A 15,058-nucleotide genomic window follows, 5' to 3' on the forward strand; every position below is an offset into this window, starting at 1 on the left:
CGCACCCCCCCCCCCCCCCCCCCCCCCCCCCCCCCCCCCCCCCCCCCCCCCCCCCCCCGCGCCCCCCCCCCCCCCCCCCCCCCCGCCCCGCCGGCGGCGGCGACGGCCAGGATGGTGGCATGAGCTCCGAGCACGTCGCCGCACCCCCGTCCGACCTCGTCGTGGGTGACGACGGCCTCGCCCGGCCCGTGTGGGCGTCGAGCGACGCACTGCTCCGCGACTACTACGACACCGAGTGGGGCATGCCGGTGCGCGACGAGCGTGGCGTGTTCGAGCGGCTGTCGCTCGAGGCGTTCCAGTCCGGGCTCTCGTGGCGGACGATCCTGGCGAAGCGCCCCGCGTTCCGCGCGGCCTTCGCGGACTTCCACGTCGACACGGTGGCGGCCTTCGGCGAGGACGACGTCGCACGGCTCATGGCGGACGCGGGGATCGTGCGGAACCGGGCGAAGATCCTCGCGACGATCACGAACGCGAACGCCACGATCGCCCTGCGGCAGGACGGCGGCCTGTCGGAGTTCGTCTGGTCGTTCCGGCCCCGGGCGACGCCGGAACCGGTCACCTTCGCCGACGTCCCGACGACCTCGGACGAGTCCGTCGCGCTGTCGAAGGCGCTCCGGAAGCGCGGCTTCGCGTTCGTCGGACCGACCACGATGTTCGCGCTGATGGAGGCGCTGGGCATCGTCGACACGCACCTCGTGGGCAGCCACCGGCGCGGGACGTCCGGCGTCTGGGCCTGAACCCGTCGGGTCCGGCGAGCAGGGCTAGGGTCGCCCCATGAGCTCCGAGAACCCGCGCGTCCGCCCCGTGCACCCGGTCGGTTCCGAGGTGGTCGAGGTGCCGCTCGACGCCGAGGTCCCGACGCCCGAGCCGACCGGCGACGCCGATGCCCGCACCCCGGCGCACGACCCCGCCGAGGTCCGCATCGCGTTCCTGTTGTTCCCGGGCCTGACGCAGCTCGACCTGACCGGGCCCGCGCAGGTGCTGTCCCGCGTCCCCGGGGCACGCGTGGAGTACGTCGCGGCGACCCTCGACCCGGTCCCGAGCGACTGCGGCCTGTCCCTCGTGCCGACCACGACCATCGCGGACGCGAGCCCGGCGGACGTGCTGGTGGTCCCCGGTGGCGACGGAGCCTTCGACGCGATGCTCGACCCGGCGGTGATCGGCTTCGTCCGGCGCGAGGCCGAGCGGGCGACCTGGGTGACCTCGGTCTGCACCGGTGCCTTCGTCATCGGCGCGGCCGGGCTGCTGGCCGGCAAGCGTGCGACGACGCACTGGGCGTCGAAGCCGATGCTCGCGGCGTTCGGCGCGCAGCCCGTGGACGACCGCGTGGTCGACGACGGGGCGATCGTCACCGCGGCCGGGGTCAGCGCCGGCATCGACATGGCGCTGTGGCTCGCCTCCGAGCTCGCCGGGCGCCCCGCGGCCGAGGCCATCCAGCTCCAGATCGAGTACGACCCCCAGCCACCGTTCGACGCCGGCTCCGCCGTCCGCGCGGACACCCGGGTGGTGACGGCCGCCCGGGCCGCCGCCGAGGACTCCCGCGGCGAGCGCGTCGCCCGTGCCGCTGCGGCCGTGATGCGCTGAGTCAGTCGAGCGGCAGACGCATCTGCGTCGCGGTCACGCCGTAGCCGAGCTGCTCGTACAGCTCCTGCGCACCGGTGTTGTAGCCGAAGACGTTCAGGCCGATCGAGCGGGCTCCGTGTGCGCGGGCGGCCTCGTGCGCGAGCTCGAGTGCCCGGCGGGCGTGTCCACGGCGCCGGTACGGCTCGTGGATCTCGACGTCGAACACCCACCACTCGGCGCTGCCCGGCGCGAACGGCCCGATCCAGAGGTACCCGACGACGTCATCGGCGCCGTCGGTGACGTCCCAGACGAGGTGGTCCGGCAGCGGCGCACCGTCCGGGAACCACTTGTCCAGGGACTCCTGCTTGTTCGCTTCGGCGCGCTCCCGGGTCTCGCCGGCGCGCATCCGGGACGCGACGTACTCGGTCATCGTGTCCTCGAGCCAGCCGGGCAGCCGCTCGGTCGGCATCGGGACGAGGTGCGTGTCGGTCACCGGTTGCCCTTCGACCCGCGCTTCGGCTTGCCCTTCATGCCCCGCTGGACGCGGCCGCGCCCGGTCGAGTTCTTCCCGCCGCCGCTCTTGCCGCCGGTGCCCTTGGTGGCGCCCCGCTTCGCGACGGTCTTCGCGTTCGACGGTGCGGCCTTGCCGCCGCCCTTCGCCGGACGCGACCCGGTCTTCTCGTCCGGAGCCGCGCCTCCGGGCTGGTCCTGCTCGCCCCGCGAGCTGTTCGCGGTGCGTCCGCGCACGACGCCGATGAACTCCTCGGTCGTGTCGGTCGCGTCCTCGGTGCGCCAGACGAGCACGATCCGGGTGCCGGACGAGCCGACGAGCGTGCGGCTGACGAGTTCCTTGCGGCTCGCGGCTCGGAAGAGCGACTGGGGGAGGACGGCCACGCCGACGTTCGCCTCGACCAGGTCGAGGGTGGCGTCGACGTCGGCCGGCACCGGGCCGGGGTCCACCACGTGGACGTCGGTCGCGGCGAGGTCGACCTCGCCGAGGTCCGCGAGCGGGGAGTCCTTCGGCATCGCGACGACGGCGGTCTCGGTCCAGAGCGGGATGGCGTTGTGCGCGTCGGAGACCGGGACCCGGGCGAAGACCATGTCGGCCTCGCCGGCGAGTGCGGCGTCGACCTCGTCCGCGCCGATCGGGCGGAGTCGGAGCTCGATCGTGGGGAAGCGTTCGCGCCAGACGCGGGCCCACTTCGCAGGGGACACCCCCGGCACGAAGGCGATGGTGAGTGCCGCGGTCATGCAACCGAGCATAGGGGCCGTACCCTTGTGTCCATGGCGCAGGAACAGACCATGAAGCCCGAGACGGCCGCGAAGAAGCTCGGCATCCTGCTGGCGGCCGCCCCGGAGACCTTCCGGGACGCGCCGATCAGCCGGACCGCGTTCGACGAACTCCGCACGGAACCCCCGACCTGGCTCGAGGACCTCCGTCGCGACGGACCGCACCCGCGACCCGTCGTGGCGCAGAAGCTCGGCGTGTCGATCTCAGGGCTGACCCGTGCGGGCATCGACGAACCGCTCACCACGGCCGAGATCAAGACGCTGCTCGAGCAGAAGCCCGAGTGGCTCGTCCGCGAGCGCGCGACCCAGGCCGCGGTGCACGCGGAGAACGCCCGCGTGAAGCAGGAGCGTGCCGCCAAGGCCGCTTCCCGCGCCGAGGACTGACCCGACCCCGCACCACCCCGCCGCCCGAGGACACGCCGTGCACGAGACCGTCGCCGACGCCATGCTCGTCGTGCCGCAGTTCGCGTCGGTGTGCTGCATCGTGGGGGACCGGTACCGACCGCGCCCCGGCGTGATCGTGCCGGCGGCGGTGATGCTCGTCGCGATGCTCCTGCCCGTCGTGCACGCCGGGGCGGTGTGGACGCTCCTCGCAGCCACGGTGCTGCTCCTGCTCGCGCCGCTGCCGGTCATGCGCCGCCGCCGCGCCGACGGCCGCCGTGCCGAGCCGATGGACGTCCACCGTGCACTGTCGGCGGTCGTGATGTCGGGCATGCTCCTGATGGGGCACGCCACCGGTCTCGCCGACGACCACGCGGCGCACGGCATCGCGCTCAGTGCGGTGCTCGGCGCGGGCGTCATCGGCTACTGCGCCTTCAGCGGGTGGCTGCTCCGGTACGAGTGGGCACGGGACGACCGCCGAGCCGTCCGGAGCGGCGAAGTCTTCGCGATGACCGTCGCGGTCGTCGGCATGACGCTCGCGATGTAGTGACGTCGTTCAGGCCCCGGTGATCCGGTCCTTCGCCTCGTGGATCGTGTCCGTCGGCACGGGCGGGACACCGCGACGGATGCCCCGGACCCCGACCGCGGCGAGGACGGCGGTCACGACCGCGAACACGACGAGCGTGACCCCGGTCGCCGCCCACACGGGCAGCGCGAGGGCGAGCAGCGCCACCACGAAGCCGGCGAGCAGGACGAGCGTCGTCAGCGCGAAGGCCACGGCGACGCCGGTCAGCACGAGTCCGGACTTCGCACCGCTGACCCGCTCACCGATCTCACGTCGTGCCGATGCGACCTCGTCGCGGACAGCACGCAGCACCGGCTCGAGCGCCTTCTGCACGAGCCCGGCTGTGACGGTGTCACGGAAGGACGGCTTGCCGGTGGTCGTGTCGTCGTGGTCGGTGCTCATGGTGTCTCCAGTTCCTGGGGCGCGATCGTCCGCGCCCACCAGGGTGACGCGTCGGAGGTGGTGGTCGTCACAGGGGCGGTCCGCATGTTCGGCGGGTTCCCAGGAGCGGCGGGTTCCCAGGAGCGGCGCGGACGGGGAGGTTCCGTCCGGCGCGTGACGGTTCCGGTTCGCGGATCCCGAGGATCGCGAACCGGAACGGTCACACGCCGAGAAGACGACGGTGCTGCCGCGAGCTGGCGGTCCCGCCGGACGCGCGGTCGTGCCGGGGCGCGGTAGCGTCGAGCCGTGTCCGATCGCCACGTCCGCCGCCCCGACCCCGTGCCGCGCCTCGACGAGGTCGACGAGCGGATCCTCTGGACCCTGGCCGCCGACGCCCGCATCCCGAACAACCGGCTGGCCGCCGCGGTCGGCATCGCACCGTCGACGTGCCTGACGCGGGTCCGGGCGCTCGAGGACGCCGGGGTGATCCGCGGCTACCGGGCCGACGTGGACGTGGCCCGGCTCGGCTTCGCGATCGAGGCGATGGTCTCGGTTCGGGTGCACGCCGCCGCACGCCACGAGCTCCGGGACTTCGCGAAGCGCCTGCTCCGGGTGCCCGTCGTGCAGGACGTGTCGTTCCTCGCGGGCGACAAGGACTTCCTCGTGCACATCGCGTGCACGTCGACCGAGCAGCTGCGCGACTTCGTGGCCGACGAGCTGAGCGGCGACCCGTCGGTCGCGACGACGCAGACGAACATCGTGTTCGAACGGCTCGTCGCGGACCGCGCACAGCAGGGCCGCTCGTTCGACGAGCTCCGGCGCTGGCGGGCCTGACCCGGAAGCCTCTGACCGGGGCGGCTCAGCGCGTCCGGGTCATCGGGAGGTGCGGGATCCCGTCCTCGTTGAAGTCGGCGCCCGAGCGCACGAACCCGAAGCGGGCGTACCACTGCTCGAGGTGTGCCTGCGCGTCGATCGCGATGCGCGCCGAGCGTGCCTCGGCGATCGCGGCCTCCATCAGGCGCGAGGACAGACCCTGCCCCCTGGCGGCCTTCGCGGTGGCGACCCGGCCGATGCGCTCGGTGCCGTCCGCCTCGCGCAGGAGCCGGAGCGTCGCGTCGACCGAGCCCTGTCCCGCCCAGAACTGCAGCGTCCCGGGCTCGAGGTCGCGGCCGTCGATGTCCGCGTAGGCGGCGGCCTGCTCGACCACGAACACGTCCTGCCGGAGGCGCAGGATCTCGTGCAGGGTGACGACGTCCAGGTTGCGCGTGGGGGCGTTGAAGATCGAGACCAAGACCGGCCTTTCCTGACGATTTCTTCCGAAACGGGATGCGATCCGGAACCGAGTGGCGTACATTGCCGGACAACCACTCTACGTGCGCAGCCGAGATCAGGAGGTGAGCGCATGGACCAGCCGTTGCGCGCACCCTGGCGCGTGGTGCTCCGGTACGTCGTGTTCGGCGTCGGCATCGCCGCTGCCCTCGTGCTGCTCTCGCTCGTCCTCGGGGCTCGACCTGCCTCGGCGGCGTCCGCACCGACGCCCGTGCAGTCGCACGACCGCAGCCTGGTCGGCGGGGTCGTCGACGGCCTCGGCGACACCGTCCACGGGGTCGCCGGCGGGGTCGGGCACACCGTGGAGCGGGTCGTCGATCCGGTCCGGACGGCTGTCGCACCTGCCGCTCCGGCCCCGGCCGCACCGACGCACGCCGCCCCGGCCGCACCGACGCACGCCGCCCCGGCCGCACCGACGCACGCCGCCCCGGCCGCACCGACGCACGCCGCCCCGGCCGCACCGACGCAGGCCGCCCCTGCCGCACCGACGCACGCCGCTCCCGCCGCGCCCGCTCCCGCCGCGCACGCGCCGGCTCCCGCCCTGCACGCGCCCGCCTCCGCCCAGTCGTCGAGCCCCGCTCCGGCAGCACCCGCACCCGCAACGGCCACCGCCCCGACCTCGGCCGCCCACGCCGCGCCGGCAGACACAGCGCCCGCCGCGCCGGCAGACACAGCGCCCGCGGCGCTTACAAACACGGCGCCCGTGGCGCCGACCGACGCGACCACCGACGGGCCGCAGGCCGGACCCGGGGAGGCGAGCAGCGCCTCCAGGCCCGTCACCGACACGGTCGCGAGGGTGCTCGATCCCGTCACCGGTACCGTCCCGACCCTCGCCGACGTGCGCCCAGTCACCACCGTCGTGCACACGCTCGACGGCGTGGTCGGCGGCGTCCCGGTCGTCCGGTCCGTGCTCGGTGACGACACCCTCGGGACCGTCACCGGCCCGGTCGCCGGTCTCGTGGACGACACCCTCGGCGGCGTCGGCGCGGTCGTCGGCTCGGTCCCGGAGGTCGTCACCGACCTGCCCCCGACGGTCGGCGGCGTCCTGCCGGGAGGCGCGGATCCCGTCGTCGACGTCCCCACCGGCCCGGTGAGCGGCGGGTCCACGACCCCCGTGGCGTCCGTCCCGCCGCAGGCGGCCTCCGCACCGGACACCGCGGGTGCCGGCGCCCTGGCCGTCGTCCCCGAACCCGCCGCGCACCGTCCCGCGGCCGGGGGCTCCGTGTCCGTGGACCCGGCGGCCGTGGCCTCGGTGTCGACCGTTCGGGACGCGACGTACGGCGGGCGGGCACTCCTCGTCCCGGTGGGGCACGGCGTCACGTTCGACGGCCCCGCGGACCCCTCCGGAGCGGGTGCCCTCGGTGGCAGCGCTGCCGGTTCCGCCGGGTCGACAGCAGCCGTCGGCATCGTCGGTTCCGACGACCAGGTCTCCCTCGCCGCGGGGTCACGCGGCACCCTCTCCGACGACGCCGTCCCCGCGTCGGTCGTCGGCGAGCACGACGTCGCCCCTGACTGAGATCGGTGCGCCTGTCCGGCACGGCAGGCACGCACCACCGGCCGCCTCCCGCGGTCGGCCCACATCTCATCTCGATCAGGGAGCAACGATCATGAACAAGTACGTCTCGAGAGGGCTCTGGTTCGCCCTCTTCGTCGGCGGTCTGACGCTCGGGGGTGCGGTCGCGGCGAACGCGGCGACGACCTCCGGTGCGGACGGCACCGCCTCGGGCACGCAGGTGGCGCCGTCGATCGACGCGCCGGTGTCCGCGACCGGCAACGCACTCGGGGTCCTCGGTGATGCCGTGTCGTCGGTCACCCGACCCGCAGCGCCGGCGACTCCGGCCGCACCGTCGTCCTCGGCTCCGGCTCCTGCCGCGTCGCCGTCCACGTCGGGCGCTGACGGCATCGCGTCCGGGACCCAGGTGGTGCCCGCGGTGACCGCGCCCGTGCAGGTCTCGGGCAACGCGATCGCCATCGGTGGCGACGCTGCCGCTGCCGCAACACCCGCTGCGGCCCCGGCTGCTCCGGCTGCTCCGGCGGCCCCGGCTGCAGCGCCCGCCGCGGCACCGACGACCTCCGGGTCGGACGGCACGGCGTCGGGCACGCAGGTCGCGCCGGTGGTGGCCGTCCCGGTGACGGTGTCGGGCAACGGCATCGGCCTCGTCGGCGACGGCACCTCGGCAGGGGCAACCGCTCCGGCGACCGGGACCAGGACGTCGACCGCGGGTGGTTCGACCTCCGGGTCGGACGGCACGGCCTCGGGCACGCAGGTGTCCCCGGTGGTGTCGGTCCCGGTGACGATCGGTGGCAACGGCATCGGCCTCGTCGGTGACGGGACGAGCACGGGTTCGACGAGCCCGGCGACCGGGACCACGACGCCGACCGCTGGTGGTTCGACCTCCGGCAGCGACGGAGTGCTCTCGGGGACGCAGGTCCTCGGTGCGGTCGCGGTGCCGGTGACGGTGTCGGGCAACGGCATCGGGCTGCTCGGCGACGGCACCTCGACCGGGGCAGCGACCCCGGCGACCGGGACGACCACACCGGCCGCGGGTGGTTCCACCTCGGGTGCGGACGGCACGGCCTCGGGCACGCAGGTGTCCCCGGTGGTGTCCGTCCCGGTGACCATCGGCGGGAACGGCATCGGCGTCCTCGGCGACGGCACGAGCTCGGGCTCGGGCTCGACCGCCCCGACCAGCGGGACCACGACGCCCACCACGGGAGGCTCCACCTCCGGTGACGGGGGACTCCTGTCGGGCAGCCAGGTCACGCCGGTCATCAGCCTCCCGATCACCGTCGGCGGCAACGGGATCGGCATCGTGGGCGACGGCACCAGCACCACCACGCCCGGCGGCGGCACGACCCCCGGTGGCGGCACCGACCCCGGTGACGGCACGACGCCCGGTGGCGGCACCGACCCCGGTGACGGCACCACGCCCGGTGGCGGCACCGACCCCGGCGACGGCACCACGCCCGGTGACGGCACGACGCCCGGCGGCGGCACCGGCGCCGGCGACGGCACCACACCCGGAACGGTGACCGCCCCCGCGACGGTGACCGACGTCGCCGCGGTGACCAGCGCCTCCCGGACCGCGACGCTCGTCGCCACCACGACCGGCACCGCGACCGTCGCCCAGGCTGCCGCGGACGGGTCGGGCACGCAGCCGGCCCTGGCGTACACGGGAGCGCCGTCGCCGGCCCTCCCGGCGGCCCTCGCCCTGCTGCTGCTCCTCGCCGGAGCGGCGACCATGGTGCTGCGCCGGCAGCACTGACGTCGGGCGGACCGTGAGGGGCACCGTGCCGCGGTGCCCCTCACACCCGTGTCCGCGGACAGCTGGACGCATGCCGAAGGCTGCCTGGGAGCCGACAATGGTGAACCTGTGCGGAGCAGAAGCGCCTCCGGGGCCGCCCGGCAGCGGGGCAGCGCCACGATGAGAGCGTGTTCCACGACCTCCTGCGCATCCCCATCACGGGCTCCAACGTCCTCGTGCCGGTCGACGTCATCGCCGCCGCACTCGTCGTGTGGGCGCTCCTCGCCCGGCCGAGGTCGCTCGGTCGGGTACTCGTCCGGGTCGCCGCCCTCGTGGTCGGTGCCGCCGTCGGGCTGGCGCTCGTCTGGTGGTTCGGGGACGTCCAGGACGCGTTCGGTGTCGCCTTCACCCCGGTGACCCGCATGTGGGTCGCCTTCGCGTGTGCCGGCGTGCTGCTGCTCGTCGTGCTGCTCGTGCAGGGTGGGTGGACCGGTCGGGTGGTCGCGGTCGCCGCCGCCGCGAGCCTGCTGCTGGCGGCGGGGCTCGGGGTCAACGTCGACTTCGGCTTCTACAAGAACGTCGAGCAGGCCATCGCGACGAACCCCTACAAGACCCGGGACCTCGCCGAGCGCAACCCGACGGTGCAGCGGCTGGTCGACCTGCACGACTGGCACGCACCCGCGGACATGCCGAAGCGGGGCGAGACCTTCAGCGCGAAGATCCCCGGCACGATCTCGCACTTCCACGCACGGAAGGCCGTCGTCTGGCTGCCGCCGGCCGCCCAGGTGCGGAACGCTCCGGCGCTCCCCGTGCTCGTGGCGCTCTCCGGGCAGCCCGGCGAGCCGTCGGACCTCTTCCAGACCGGGAACATGGGGCAGTACCTCGACCGGTACGCTGCAGCCCACGACGGCCTCGCGCCGATCGTCGTCGCGCCGGACCAGCTCGGCGCGCCGAACCGCAACCCGATGTGCGTCGACTCCCGGCGCCTCGGCCGCAGTGAGACCTACGTCATGACCGACACCGTCGACTGGATCCGCAAGCACCTCGCGGTCGCCACCGCGCCCTCGGGCTGGGGCGTCGTCGGGTTCTCCGAGGGGGCGACGTGCGCGATGCAGTTCTCGTCGGCCCACCCGGACGTCTTCGGGTCGACCCTGGCGATCTCCAGCGAGCTCGCACCGAAGAACGGCAGCCTGCAGCACACCATCGCGGTCGGGTTCGACGGATCCCGGTCGGCGTACGACGCGGCGACGCCGATCGCCGAGATGCGCGCGCACGGCCGCTACGCCGACCACCTCGTCGTCTTCGGGGTCGGTGGCGACGACGCCCCGTACAAGGCGTCCACCGCCACGCTCCGGGCAGCGGCCGAGTCCGAGGGCATCAGCACGCAACTGGTCGTGTCGCCGGGCTCGGCGCACGACTGGAACACCGTCCGGTACGTCCTCGCGCACGGTCTGCCGTCGGTGCTCGCGCACCTCGGTCTCCCCGCGAACGGTCCGCTGTGAGCGCCGCCGCCGGCAGGGTGTCCCAGGCGGTGTCGACCGTCCGCCGCCTCGTCGTGACGCGTCCGGTCACCACCGCGATCGTCGTCCTCGTGCTCGCGACCTCGACGCTCGCGTTCGTCCTCCGCCTGCAGCACGGCGCACAGGCGACGGTGTTCGGGCCGTTCCGCGTCTTCGCCGCCTCGACCGGCGTCCTCGCCCTGCTGGTGACGCTCGCCGGGGTGGTCGTCCTCGTCGGGTCGTCGGAGCGGCTGATGGGGTCGTGGCGGACGGCGCTGGCGTTCGTGGTGACGACGATCGTGGGCACGGGGATCGCCGCGTTCGCCGTGCTCGTCGACCTCGACGGTCGGGGTGCGGTGCCGATGGTGCTCGGCCGTGCCACGAGCTTCGACCCGTGGACCGCCATCGTCGGCACGGTCGTCACCGCGAGTGCCTTCGCGGGCACCCTGTGGCGCCGCCGGATCCGGGTGAACGCGCTGGCCGTGGTGGCCGCGCTGCTGCTGTACGCCGGGCACGTCTCCGACCTGTCCGCCGTCCTCGCCGCGGCCGCCGGCTGGGTGCTCGGCGAGCTCCTCCGCCGCACCCCGAAGCGGCAGGGCTGGGTGCGGAGCTCGCACCGTGAGACCCGGGTGCTGCTCGGCACCGCCGTGCTCGTGTCCGCCGTCGGCCCGGTCATCGCGCTCGTCTCCCGCGCGCGCGTCGGGCTCCTCGCGCCGATCGCCGCGGTCGTCGGCCAGGGGCCGGTGTCGCCCGTGCGGGGGTGCCGGTCGGACGGGGTGCCGGGGGAGTGCCTCCGCGGCCTCCTCACGTTCCACACGACGAGCCCCTGGACCCTCCTGCTCGCCGTGGCGCCGCTCCTCGTGCTCGTCGTCGGCGGCCTCGGACTCTTCCGCGGCAGCCGGTTCGCGGTGTGGCTCGTGGTGGTCGTCGACACCGTGACCGCCGTCGCCGCGGCGATCACGTACGGCCTCGTCCCGGGGCGCACCGTCGCGCTGCACGGCGTCCAGGACCCGTTCGTCACGGACGTGTCGATCGTCGCGTCCATCGTCGTCCCGCTCGGCACCGCCGTCGTCCTCGTCCTGCTGCGGCGGTCGTTCACGGTCCTCACCAGTCGACGCCGTGTCGTGACCTTCGCGGTGACCGTCGGGGCGGCGGCCATCGGCCTCGTCGTCGTCGTGCTCGTCGTCGCAGCGTCGTCGGCACACCACGTCGAGGACCCGCTGCGCCTGGCGCTCGCCGTGCTCGGACCCCTCGCGCCGGTCAGCTCGTGGGACCGGCTGCCGTCCCTCGACCACGCGCTCCGGCTCGTGCTCGGGCTGAGCGGACCGGTGCTCTGGACGGTCGTCGCGATCGCCGCCGTCCGGCCGACCGGTGCCGTCGAGCCCGACGCGGACGCCGACGCCACGCACGCCGACCGCGAGCGCGCCCGGGCCCTGCTCGTCGCCGGCGGCGGGGACGCCTTCGGCTGGATGACGACCTGGCAGGGGAACGCCTACTGGTTCGCCGAGGACGGTCGCGCCGGCGTCGCCTTCCGCCGGAACGGCCGGGTCGCGGTGACGGTCGGCGGGCCGTTCGGCTGGCCCGACGCGCGAGCGGCCGCGATGACCGCCTTCGCCCGGTGGTGCGACGACAACGGGTGGACCGCGGTGTTCTACGGGATCGGTGCGGAGACGGCCGGTGTCCTCACTGCGCAGGGGTGGGGCACCCTCCCCGTCGCCGAGGACGCCGACTTCGACCCCCGCACCTGGACCACGAGCGGGAAGAAGAAGCAGGACGTCCGGACCTCCGTGAACAAGGCGGCACGCGAGGGCCTCACCGCCACCTGGTCGAGCTGGCAGCAGCTGCCGGCGGCCACCACGAGGCAGATCGAGGCCATCTCGGAGGAGTGGGTCGCCGAGCGCGAGCTCCCCGAGATGGGCTTCACCCTCGGCGGGGTCGACGAGATGCGCGACCCCGCCGTGCGCACCCTCGTCGCCCAGGACGAGGAGGGCACCGTCCTCGCGGTCACGAGCTGGCTGCCCGGGCACCGCGACGGCCGGGTCGTGGCCTGGACGCTCGACGTCATGCGTCGCACGCCGGCCGCTCCGAACGGGGTGATGGAGTTCCTCGTCGCGAGTGCCGCCGACCGGATGCGCGAGGACGGGATCGAGCGGCTGAGCCTGTCGGCCGCGCCGCTCGCCCAGGCCGCCGAGAGCGCCCAGCCGGCGGACGGCGTGCAGAGCCTGCTCGACCTCGTCGGCGGCGTGCTCGAGCCGGTGTACGGGTTCCGGTCGCTGCTGCGCTTCAAGCAGAAGTTCGGTCCCGACCTGCACCCGCTCGTGCTCGCCTACCCGGACCCCGTCGCGCTGCCGTCGATCGGGATCGCCGTGGTCCGCGCGTACCTGCCCGACCTGTCGCTCCGGCAGGCGGTGGCGCTGGCCCGCGGACGCGGCTGAGCGCGCCACGCGGGGCCGGGAGGCGCGGCGGCGGTCCGCCCCGCGGCCCACGGCACCGACCGGCGGACGCGCGCCGTGTGGACCGGCCGCACCGCGCCTCCCGGCCCGCAGGCGCGAGCGCGCGACGTCCGGTTACGTCCGCGGAACCGGCGCAACGTGTCCGTCACCTGGTTGGGGTATCGTTCCCGGTACGCAAGCGCTCCGGGGTCGGTGCAAGTCCGAACCGGTGGTGACAGTCCACGAACTGATGACGGGTGCGAACCCGGCAGAGGTTGACCCGGTGGGATTCCGGGACCGACGGTGAAAGTCCGGATGGGAGGCGCGCTGGCGGACGACACGTGACCACGCAGGTGGTGCGTCCGTCCGTCGATGCCGACGATCGTCGAACACCCCCGGAGTCCCGTTGAGAGGACACCAGTGTTCACCGGCATCATCGAGGAACTCGGCACCGTCACCGCCGTCGAGCAGCACGGCGACTCCGTCGCGCTCACCGTCCGCGGGCCCATCGTGGTCCAGGACGCCCGACACGGCGACTCCATCGCGACGAGCGGCGTCTGCCTGACCGTCGTCGAGCAGACCCCGGAGACCTTCACGGCCTTCGTGATGAAGCAGACGCTCGACATGAGCGCGCACGGGGCGCTCGCGGTCGGCGACCGGCTCAACCTCGAGCGTGCGGCCTCGGTCGGCGACCGGCTCGGCGGGCACATCGTGCAGGGGCACGTCGACGGCACCGCCACCGTCCTCGAGACCGCGGACGGCGACGGCTGGCGGCGCGTCCGGTTCTCGCTCGCGCCGGACCTCAGCCCCCTGGTCGTCGACAAGGGCTCGATCGCGATCGACGGCGTCTCGCTGACGGTCAGCGCCGTGTCCACCGAGGACACCCCGGCCGCGGACGCCTGGTTCGAGGTGAGCCTCATCCCCGAGACGCTCGAGGCCACGACCCTCGGCGCACGCGTCCCTGGGGGCCGCGTGAACATCGAGACCGACGTCCTCGCCCGGCACGTCCGGCGGATGCTGCGGCTCGACGCCGCGGTGCGGCCGCTCGAGACGGCTGCGCTCGGCCAGGAGGCACGGTGATGGTCGCCGGGGCACGTCCGGTCCCGCAGGCGGCCACGCCCGGCGCCCTCGGGCTGTCGACCGTGGACGAGGCGATCGCCGCCATCGCGGCCGGGCGTCCGGTGATCGTCGCCGACGACGAGGACCGTGAGAACGAGGGCGACGTCATCCTCTCCGCCGAGCTCGCCACCCCCGAGTGGATCGCCTGGACCGTGGCGCACTCGTCCGGCTTCATCTGCGCGCCGGTGAGCGTCGAGATCGCCGACGCCCTCGACCTCCCCCCGATGGTCGTCCACAACGAGGACGTCCGCGGGACCGCCTACACCGTCACCGTCGACGCCGCGGTCGGCGTCACGACCGGCATCAGCGCGCACGACCGTGCCCGAACGTTGCGCGTCCTCGCCGACCCGGCGTCCGTCCGCGACGACCTGCACCGCCCCGGGCACGTCGTCCCGCTGCGGGCGCGGCCGGGCGGCGTCCGCGAGCGTGCGGGGCACACCGAAGCAGCGATCGACCTCGTCACCGCCGCGGGGCTGCGTCCCGCCGCGGCGATCTGCGAGATCGTCGACGAGGACGGCAGCATGATGCGCCTGCCGGGACTCCTCGGACTCGGGGCACGCGCCGGCGTGCCCGTCATCACCATCGCCGCACTCGCCGAGTGGCTGGACGCGGCAGACCGGGCGGCGGCGGAGTCCGCACCCACGGAAGGAACAGCACGATGAGCGGAGCAGGCGCGGCGGAACGCGACCACGTCGACGGCAGCGGCATCCGGGTGGCGATCGTCGCCGGGCAGTGGCACGACGAGATCGCCGGCGGCCTCCTCGCCGGCGCGCAGCGCGAGGTCGAACGCCTCGGCGCCTCGGCAGAGGTCATCCCCGTCCCTGGTAGCTTCGAGCTGCCCGTCGTCGCCAAGGCCGCCCTCGAGGCAGGCTTCGACGCGGCGGTCGCCCTCGGCGTGATCATCCGCGGCGGCACCCCGCACTTCGAGTACGTCTCGGACGCGGCGACCAGCGGACTCACGCGCGTCGCGATCGACACCGGCAAGCCGGTCGGCTTCGGCGTGCTGACCCTCGACGACGAGCAGCAGGGCATCGACCGTGCCGGGCTGCCCGGCTCGAAGGAGGACAAGGGTGCCGAGGCCGTGCACGCCGCCGTGTCGACGGCGGTGACCCTGCGCCGGCTGCGCGTGCTCGCGTAGCCGACCCGCGCCTCCTGGCGCGCCGGGCCGGTGGGTGATCGAACCACGTTTCCGACATCGAACGGCGGGTCGCGCCCGGTGCGATGTCGGAACCCTGGTTCGACGCTGCACGCCTG

15 protein-coding genes, 1 pseudogene and 1 riboswitch are annotated in these 15,058 nt (G+C 74.4%); of the genes and pseudogenes, 12 read left to right on the forward strand and 4 right to left on the reverse strand.

Features of this window, described 5'->3' with window-relative positions; translation table 11 throughout:
* The first annotated feature begins 119 nt into the window (after positions 1–119).
* Together ACIQUC_RS16880 and ACIQUC_RS16885 are read left to right on the forward strand one after the other, a co-directional pair.
* Complete coding sequence (locus ACIQUC_RS16880) at positions 120–737, forward strand: DNA-3-methyladenine glycosylase I (protein WP_402269200.1); 618 nt, start codon at positions 120–122, stop codon at positions 735–737.
* Between the two features lie 37 nt (positions 738–774).
* Entirely contained in the window at positions 775–1,584 is an 810-nt protein-coding gene (locus ACIQUC_RS16885) for a DJ-1/PfpI family protein (RefSeq protein ID WP_083858046.1), read from the forward strand.
* 1 nt (position 1,585) lies between these two features.
* Here ACIQUC_RS16885 and ACIQUC_RS16890 read toward each other — a convergent pair whose 3' ends face one another.
* Both ACIQUC_RS16890 and ACIQUC_RS16895 read right to left on the reverse strand, forming a co-directional pair.
* Positions 1,586–2,056 (reverse strand): N-acetyltransferase, encoded by a 471-nt coding sequence (locus ACIQUC_RS16890; RefSeq protein ID WP_022908238.1) that lies wholly within the window; start codon positions 2,054–2,056, stop codon positions 1,586–1,588.
* Positions 2,053–2,814, reverse strand: coding sequence for a LysR family transcriptional regulator substrate-binding protein (locus ACIQUC_RS16895; RefSeq protein WP_402269203.1), 762 nt, complete (start codon positions 2,812–2,814; stop codon positions 2,053–2,055). The genes ACIQUC_RS16890 and ACIQUC_RS16895 overlap by 4 nt, the downstream gene beginning before the upstream one ends.
* Positions 2,815–2,847: 33 nt before the next feature.
* On the opposite strand from ACIQUC_RS16895, the gene ACIQUC_RS16900 reads away from it, so the two are divergent.
* Together ACIQUC_RS16900 and ACIQUC_RS16905 are read left to right on the forward strand one after the other, a co-directional pair.
* Positions 2,848–3,237, forward strand: a complete 390-nt coding sequence (locus ACIQUC_RS16900) for a DUF5997 family protein (RefSeq protein ID WP_022908236.1) — start codon at positions 2,848–2,850, stop codon at positions 3,235–3,237.
* Between the two features lie 37 nt (positions 3,238–3,274).
* Positions 3,275–3,781 (forward strand): hypothetical protein, encoded by a 507-nt coding sequence (locus ACIQUC_RS16905; RefSeq protein WP_402269205.1) that lies wholly within the window; start codon positions 3,275–3,277, stop codon positions 3,779–3,781.
* A gap of 9 nt (positions 3,782–3,790) precedes the next feature.
* Here ACIQUC_RS16905 and ACIQUC_RS16910 read toward each other — a convergent pair whose 3' ends face one another.
* Entirely contained in the window at positions 3,791–4,201 is a 411-nt protein-coding gene (locus ACIQUC_RS16910; RefSeq protein WP_402269207.1) for a phage holin family protein, read from the reverse strand.
* A 285-nt stretch (positions 4,202–4,486) separates the two neighbouring features.
* Between ACIQUC_RS16910 and ACIQUC_RS16915 the strand changes: the two genes are divergently transcribed.
* The gene (locus ACIQUC_RS16915) at positions 4,487–5,014 is read left to right on the forward strand and encodes an Lrp/AsnC family transcriptional regulator (RefSeq protein WP_022908233.1); all 528 of its coding nucleotides are present in this window, start codon (positions 4,487–4,489) and stop codon (positions 5,012–5,014) included.
* A 25-nt stretch (positions 5,015–5,039) separates the two neighbouring features.
* Here ACIQUC_RS16915 and ACIQUC_RS16920 read toward each other — a convergent pair whose 3' ends face one another.
* Entirely contained in the window at positions 5,040–5,471 is a 432-nt protein-coding gene (locus ACIQUC_RS16920; protein WP_402269209.1) for a GNAT family N-acetyltransferase, read from the reverse strand.
* 111 nt (positions 5,472–5,582) lie between these two features.
* Between ACIQUC_RS16920 and ACIQUC_RS16925 the strand changes: the two genes are divergently transcribed.
* The 7 genes and pseudogenes from ACIQUC_RS16925 (at position 5,583) to ribH (ending at position 14,942) form a co-directional block, all read left to right on the forward strand.
* Positions 5,583–7,025 carry a hypothetical protein gene (locus ACIQUC_RS16925; protein ID WP_402269211.1) on the forward strand — a complete coding sequence of 481 codons (1,443 nt, stop codon included), beginning with the start codon at positions 5,583–5,585 and terminating at the stop codon, positions 7,023–7,025.
* 91 nt (positions 7,026–7,116) lie between these two features.
* On the forward strand, positions 7,117–8,775 hold the full coding sequence (locus ACIQUC_RS16930) for a chaplin family protein (protein ID WP_402269213.1): 1,659 nt from the start codon (positions 7,117–7,119) through the stop codon (positions 8,773–8,775).
* A 167-nt stretch (positions 8,776–8,942) separates the two neighbouring features.
* Positions 8,943–10,256 (forward strand): alpha/beta hydrolase, encoded by a 1,314-nt coding sequence (locus ACIQUC_RS16935; RefSeq protein ID WP_402269215.1) that lies wholly within the window; start codon positions 8,943–8,945, stop codon positions 10,254–10,256.
* Positions 10,253–12,688 carry a bifunctional lysylphosphatidylglycerol flippase/synthetase MprF gene (locus ACIQUC_RS16940; RefSeq protein WP_402269217.1) on the forward strand — a complete coding sequence of 812 codons (2,436 nt, stop codon included), beginning with the start codon at positions 10,253–10,255 and terminating at the stop codon, positions 12,686–12,688. Before ACIQUC_RS16935 ends, ACIQUC_RS16940 begins: the two co-directional genes overlap by 4 nt.
* 193 nt (positions 12,689–12,881) lie before the next feature.
* A riboswitch (FMN riboswitch) is annotated at positions 12,882–13,016 on the forward strand.
* A gap of 89 nt (positions 13,017–13,105) precedes the next feature.
* Positions 13,106–13,765, forward strand: a complete 660-nt coding sequence (locus ACIQUC_RS16945; protein ID WP_402269219.1) for a riboflavin synthase — start codon at positions 13,106–13,108, stop codon at positions 13,763–13,765.
* A pseudogene (gene ribB, locus ACIQUC_RS16950) lies at positions 13,765–14,433 on the forward strand (3,4-dihydroxy-2-butanone-4-phosphate synthase); the annotation flags it as partial. The gene ACIQUC_RS16945 and the pseudogene ribB, both read left to right, overlap by 1 nt.
* Positions 14,434–14,462: 29 nt before the next feature.
* The gene (gene ribH / locus ACIQUC_RS16955) at positions 14,463–14,942 is read left to right on the forward strand and encodes a 6,7-dimethyl-8-ribityllumazine synthase (protein ID WP_022906225.1); all 480 of its coding nucleotides are present in this window, start codon (positions 14,463–14,465) and stop codon (positions 14,940–14,942) included.
* Positions 14,943–15,058 lie beyond the last annotated feature (116 nt).

The sequence above is a fragment of the Curtobacterium sp. NPDC098951 genome (assembly GCF_044759965.1).
Lineage (GTDB): Bacteria > Actinomycetota > Actinomycetes > Actinomycetales > Microbacteriaceae > Curtobacterium.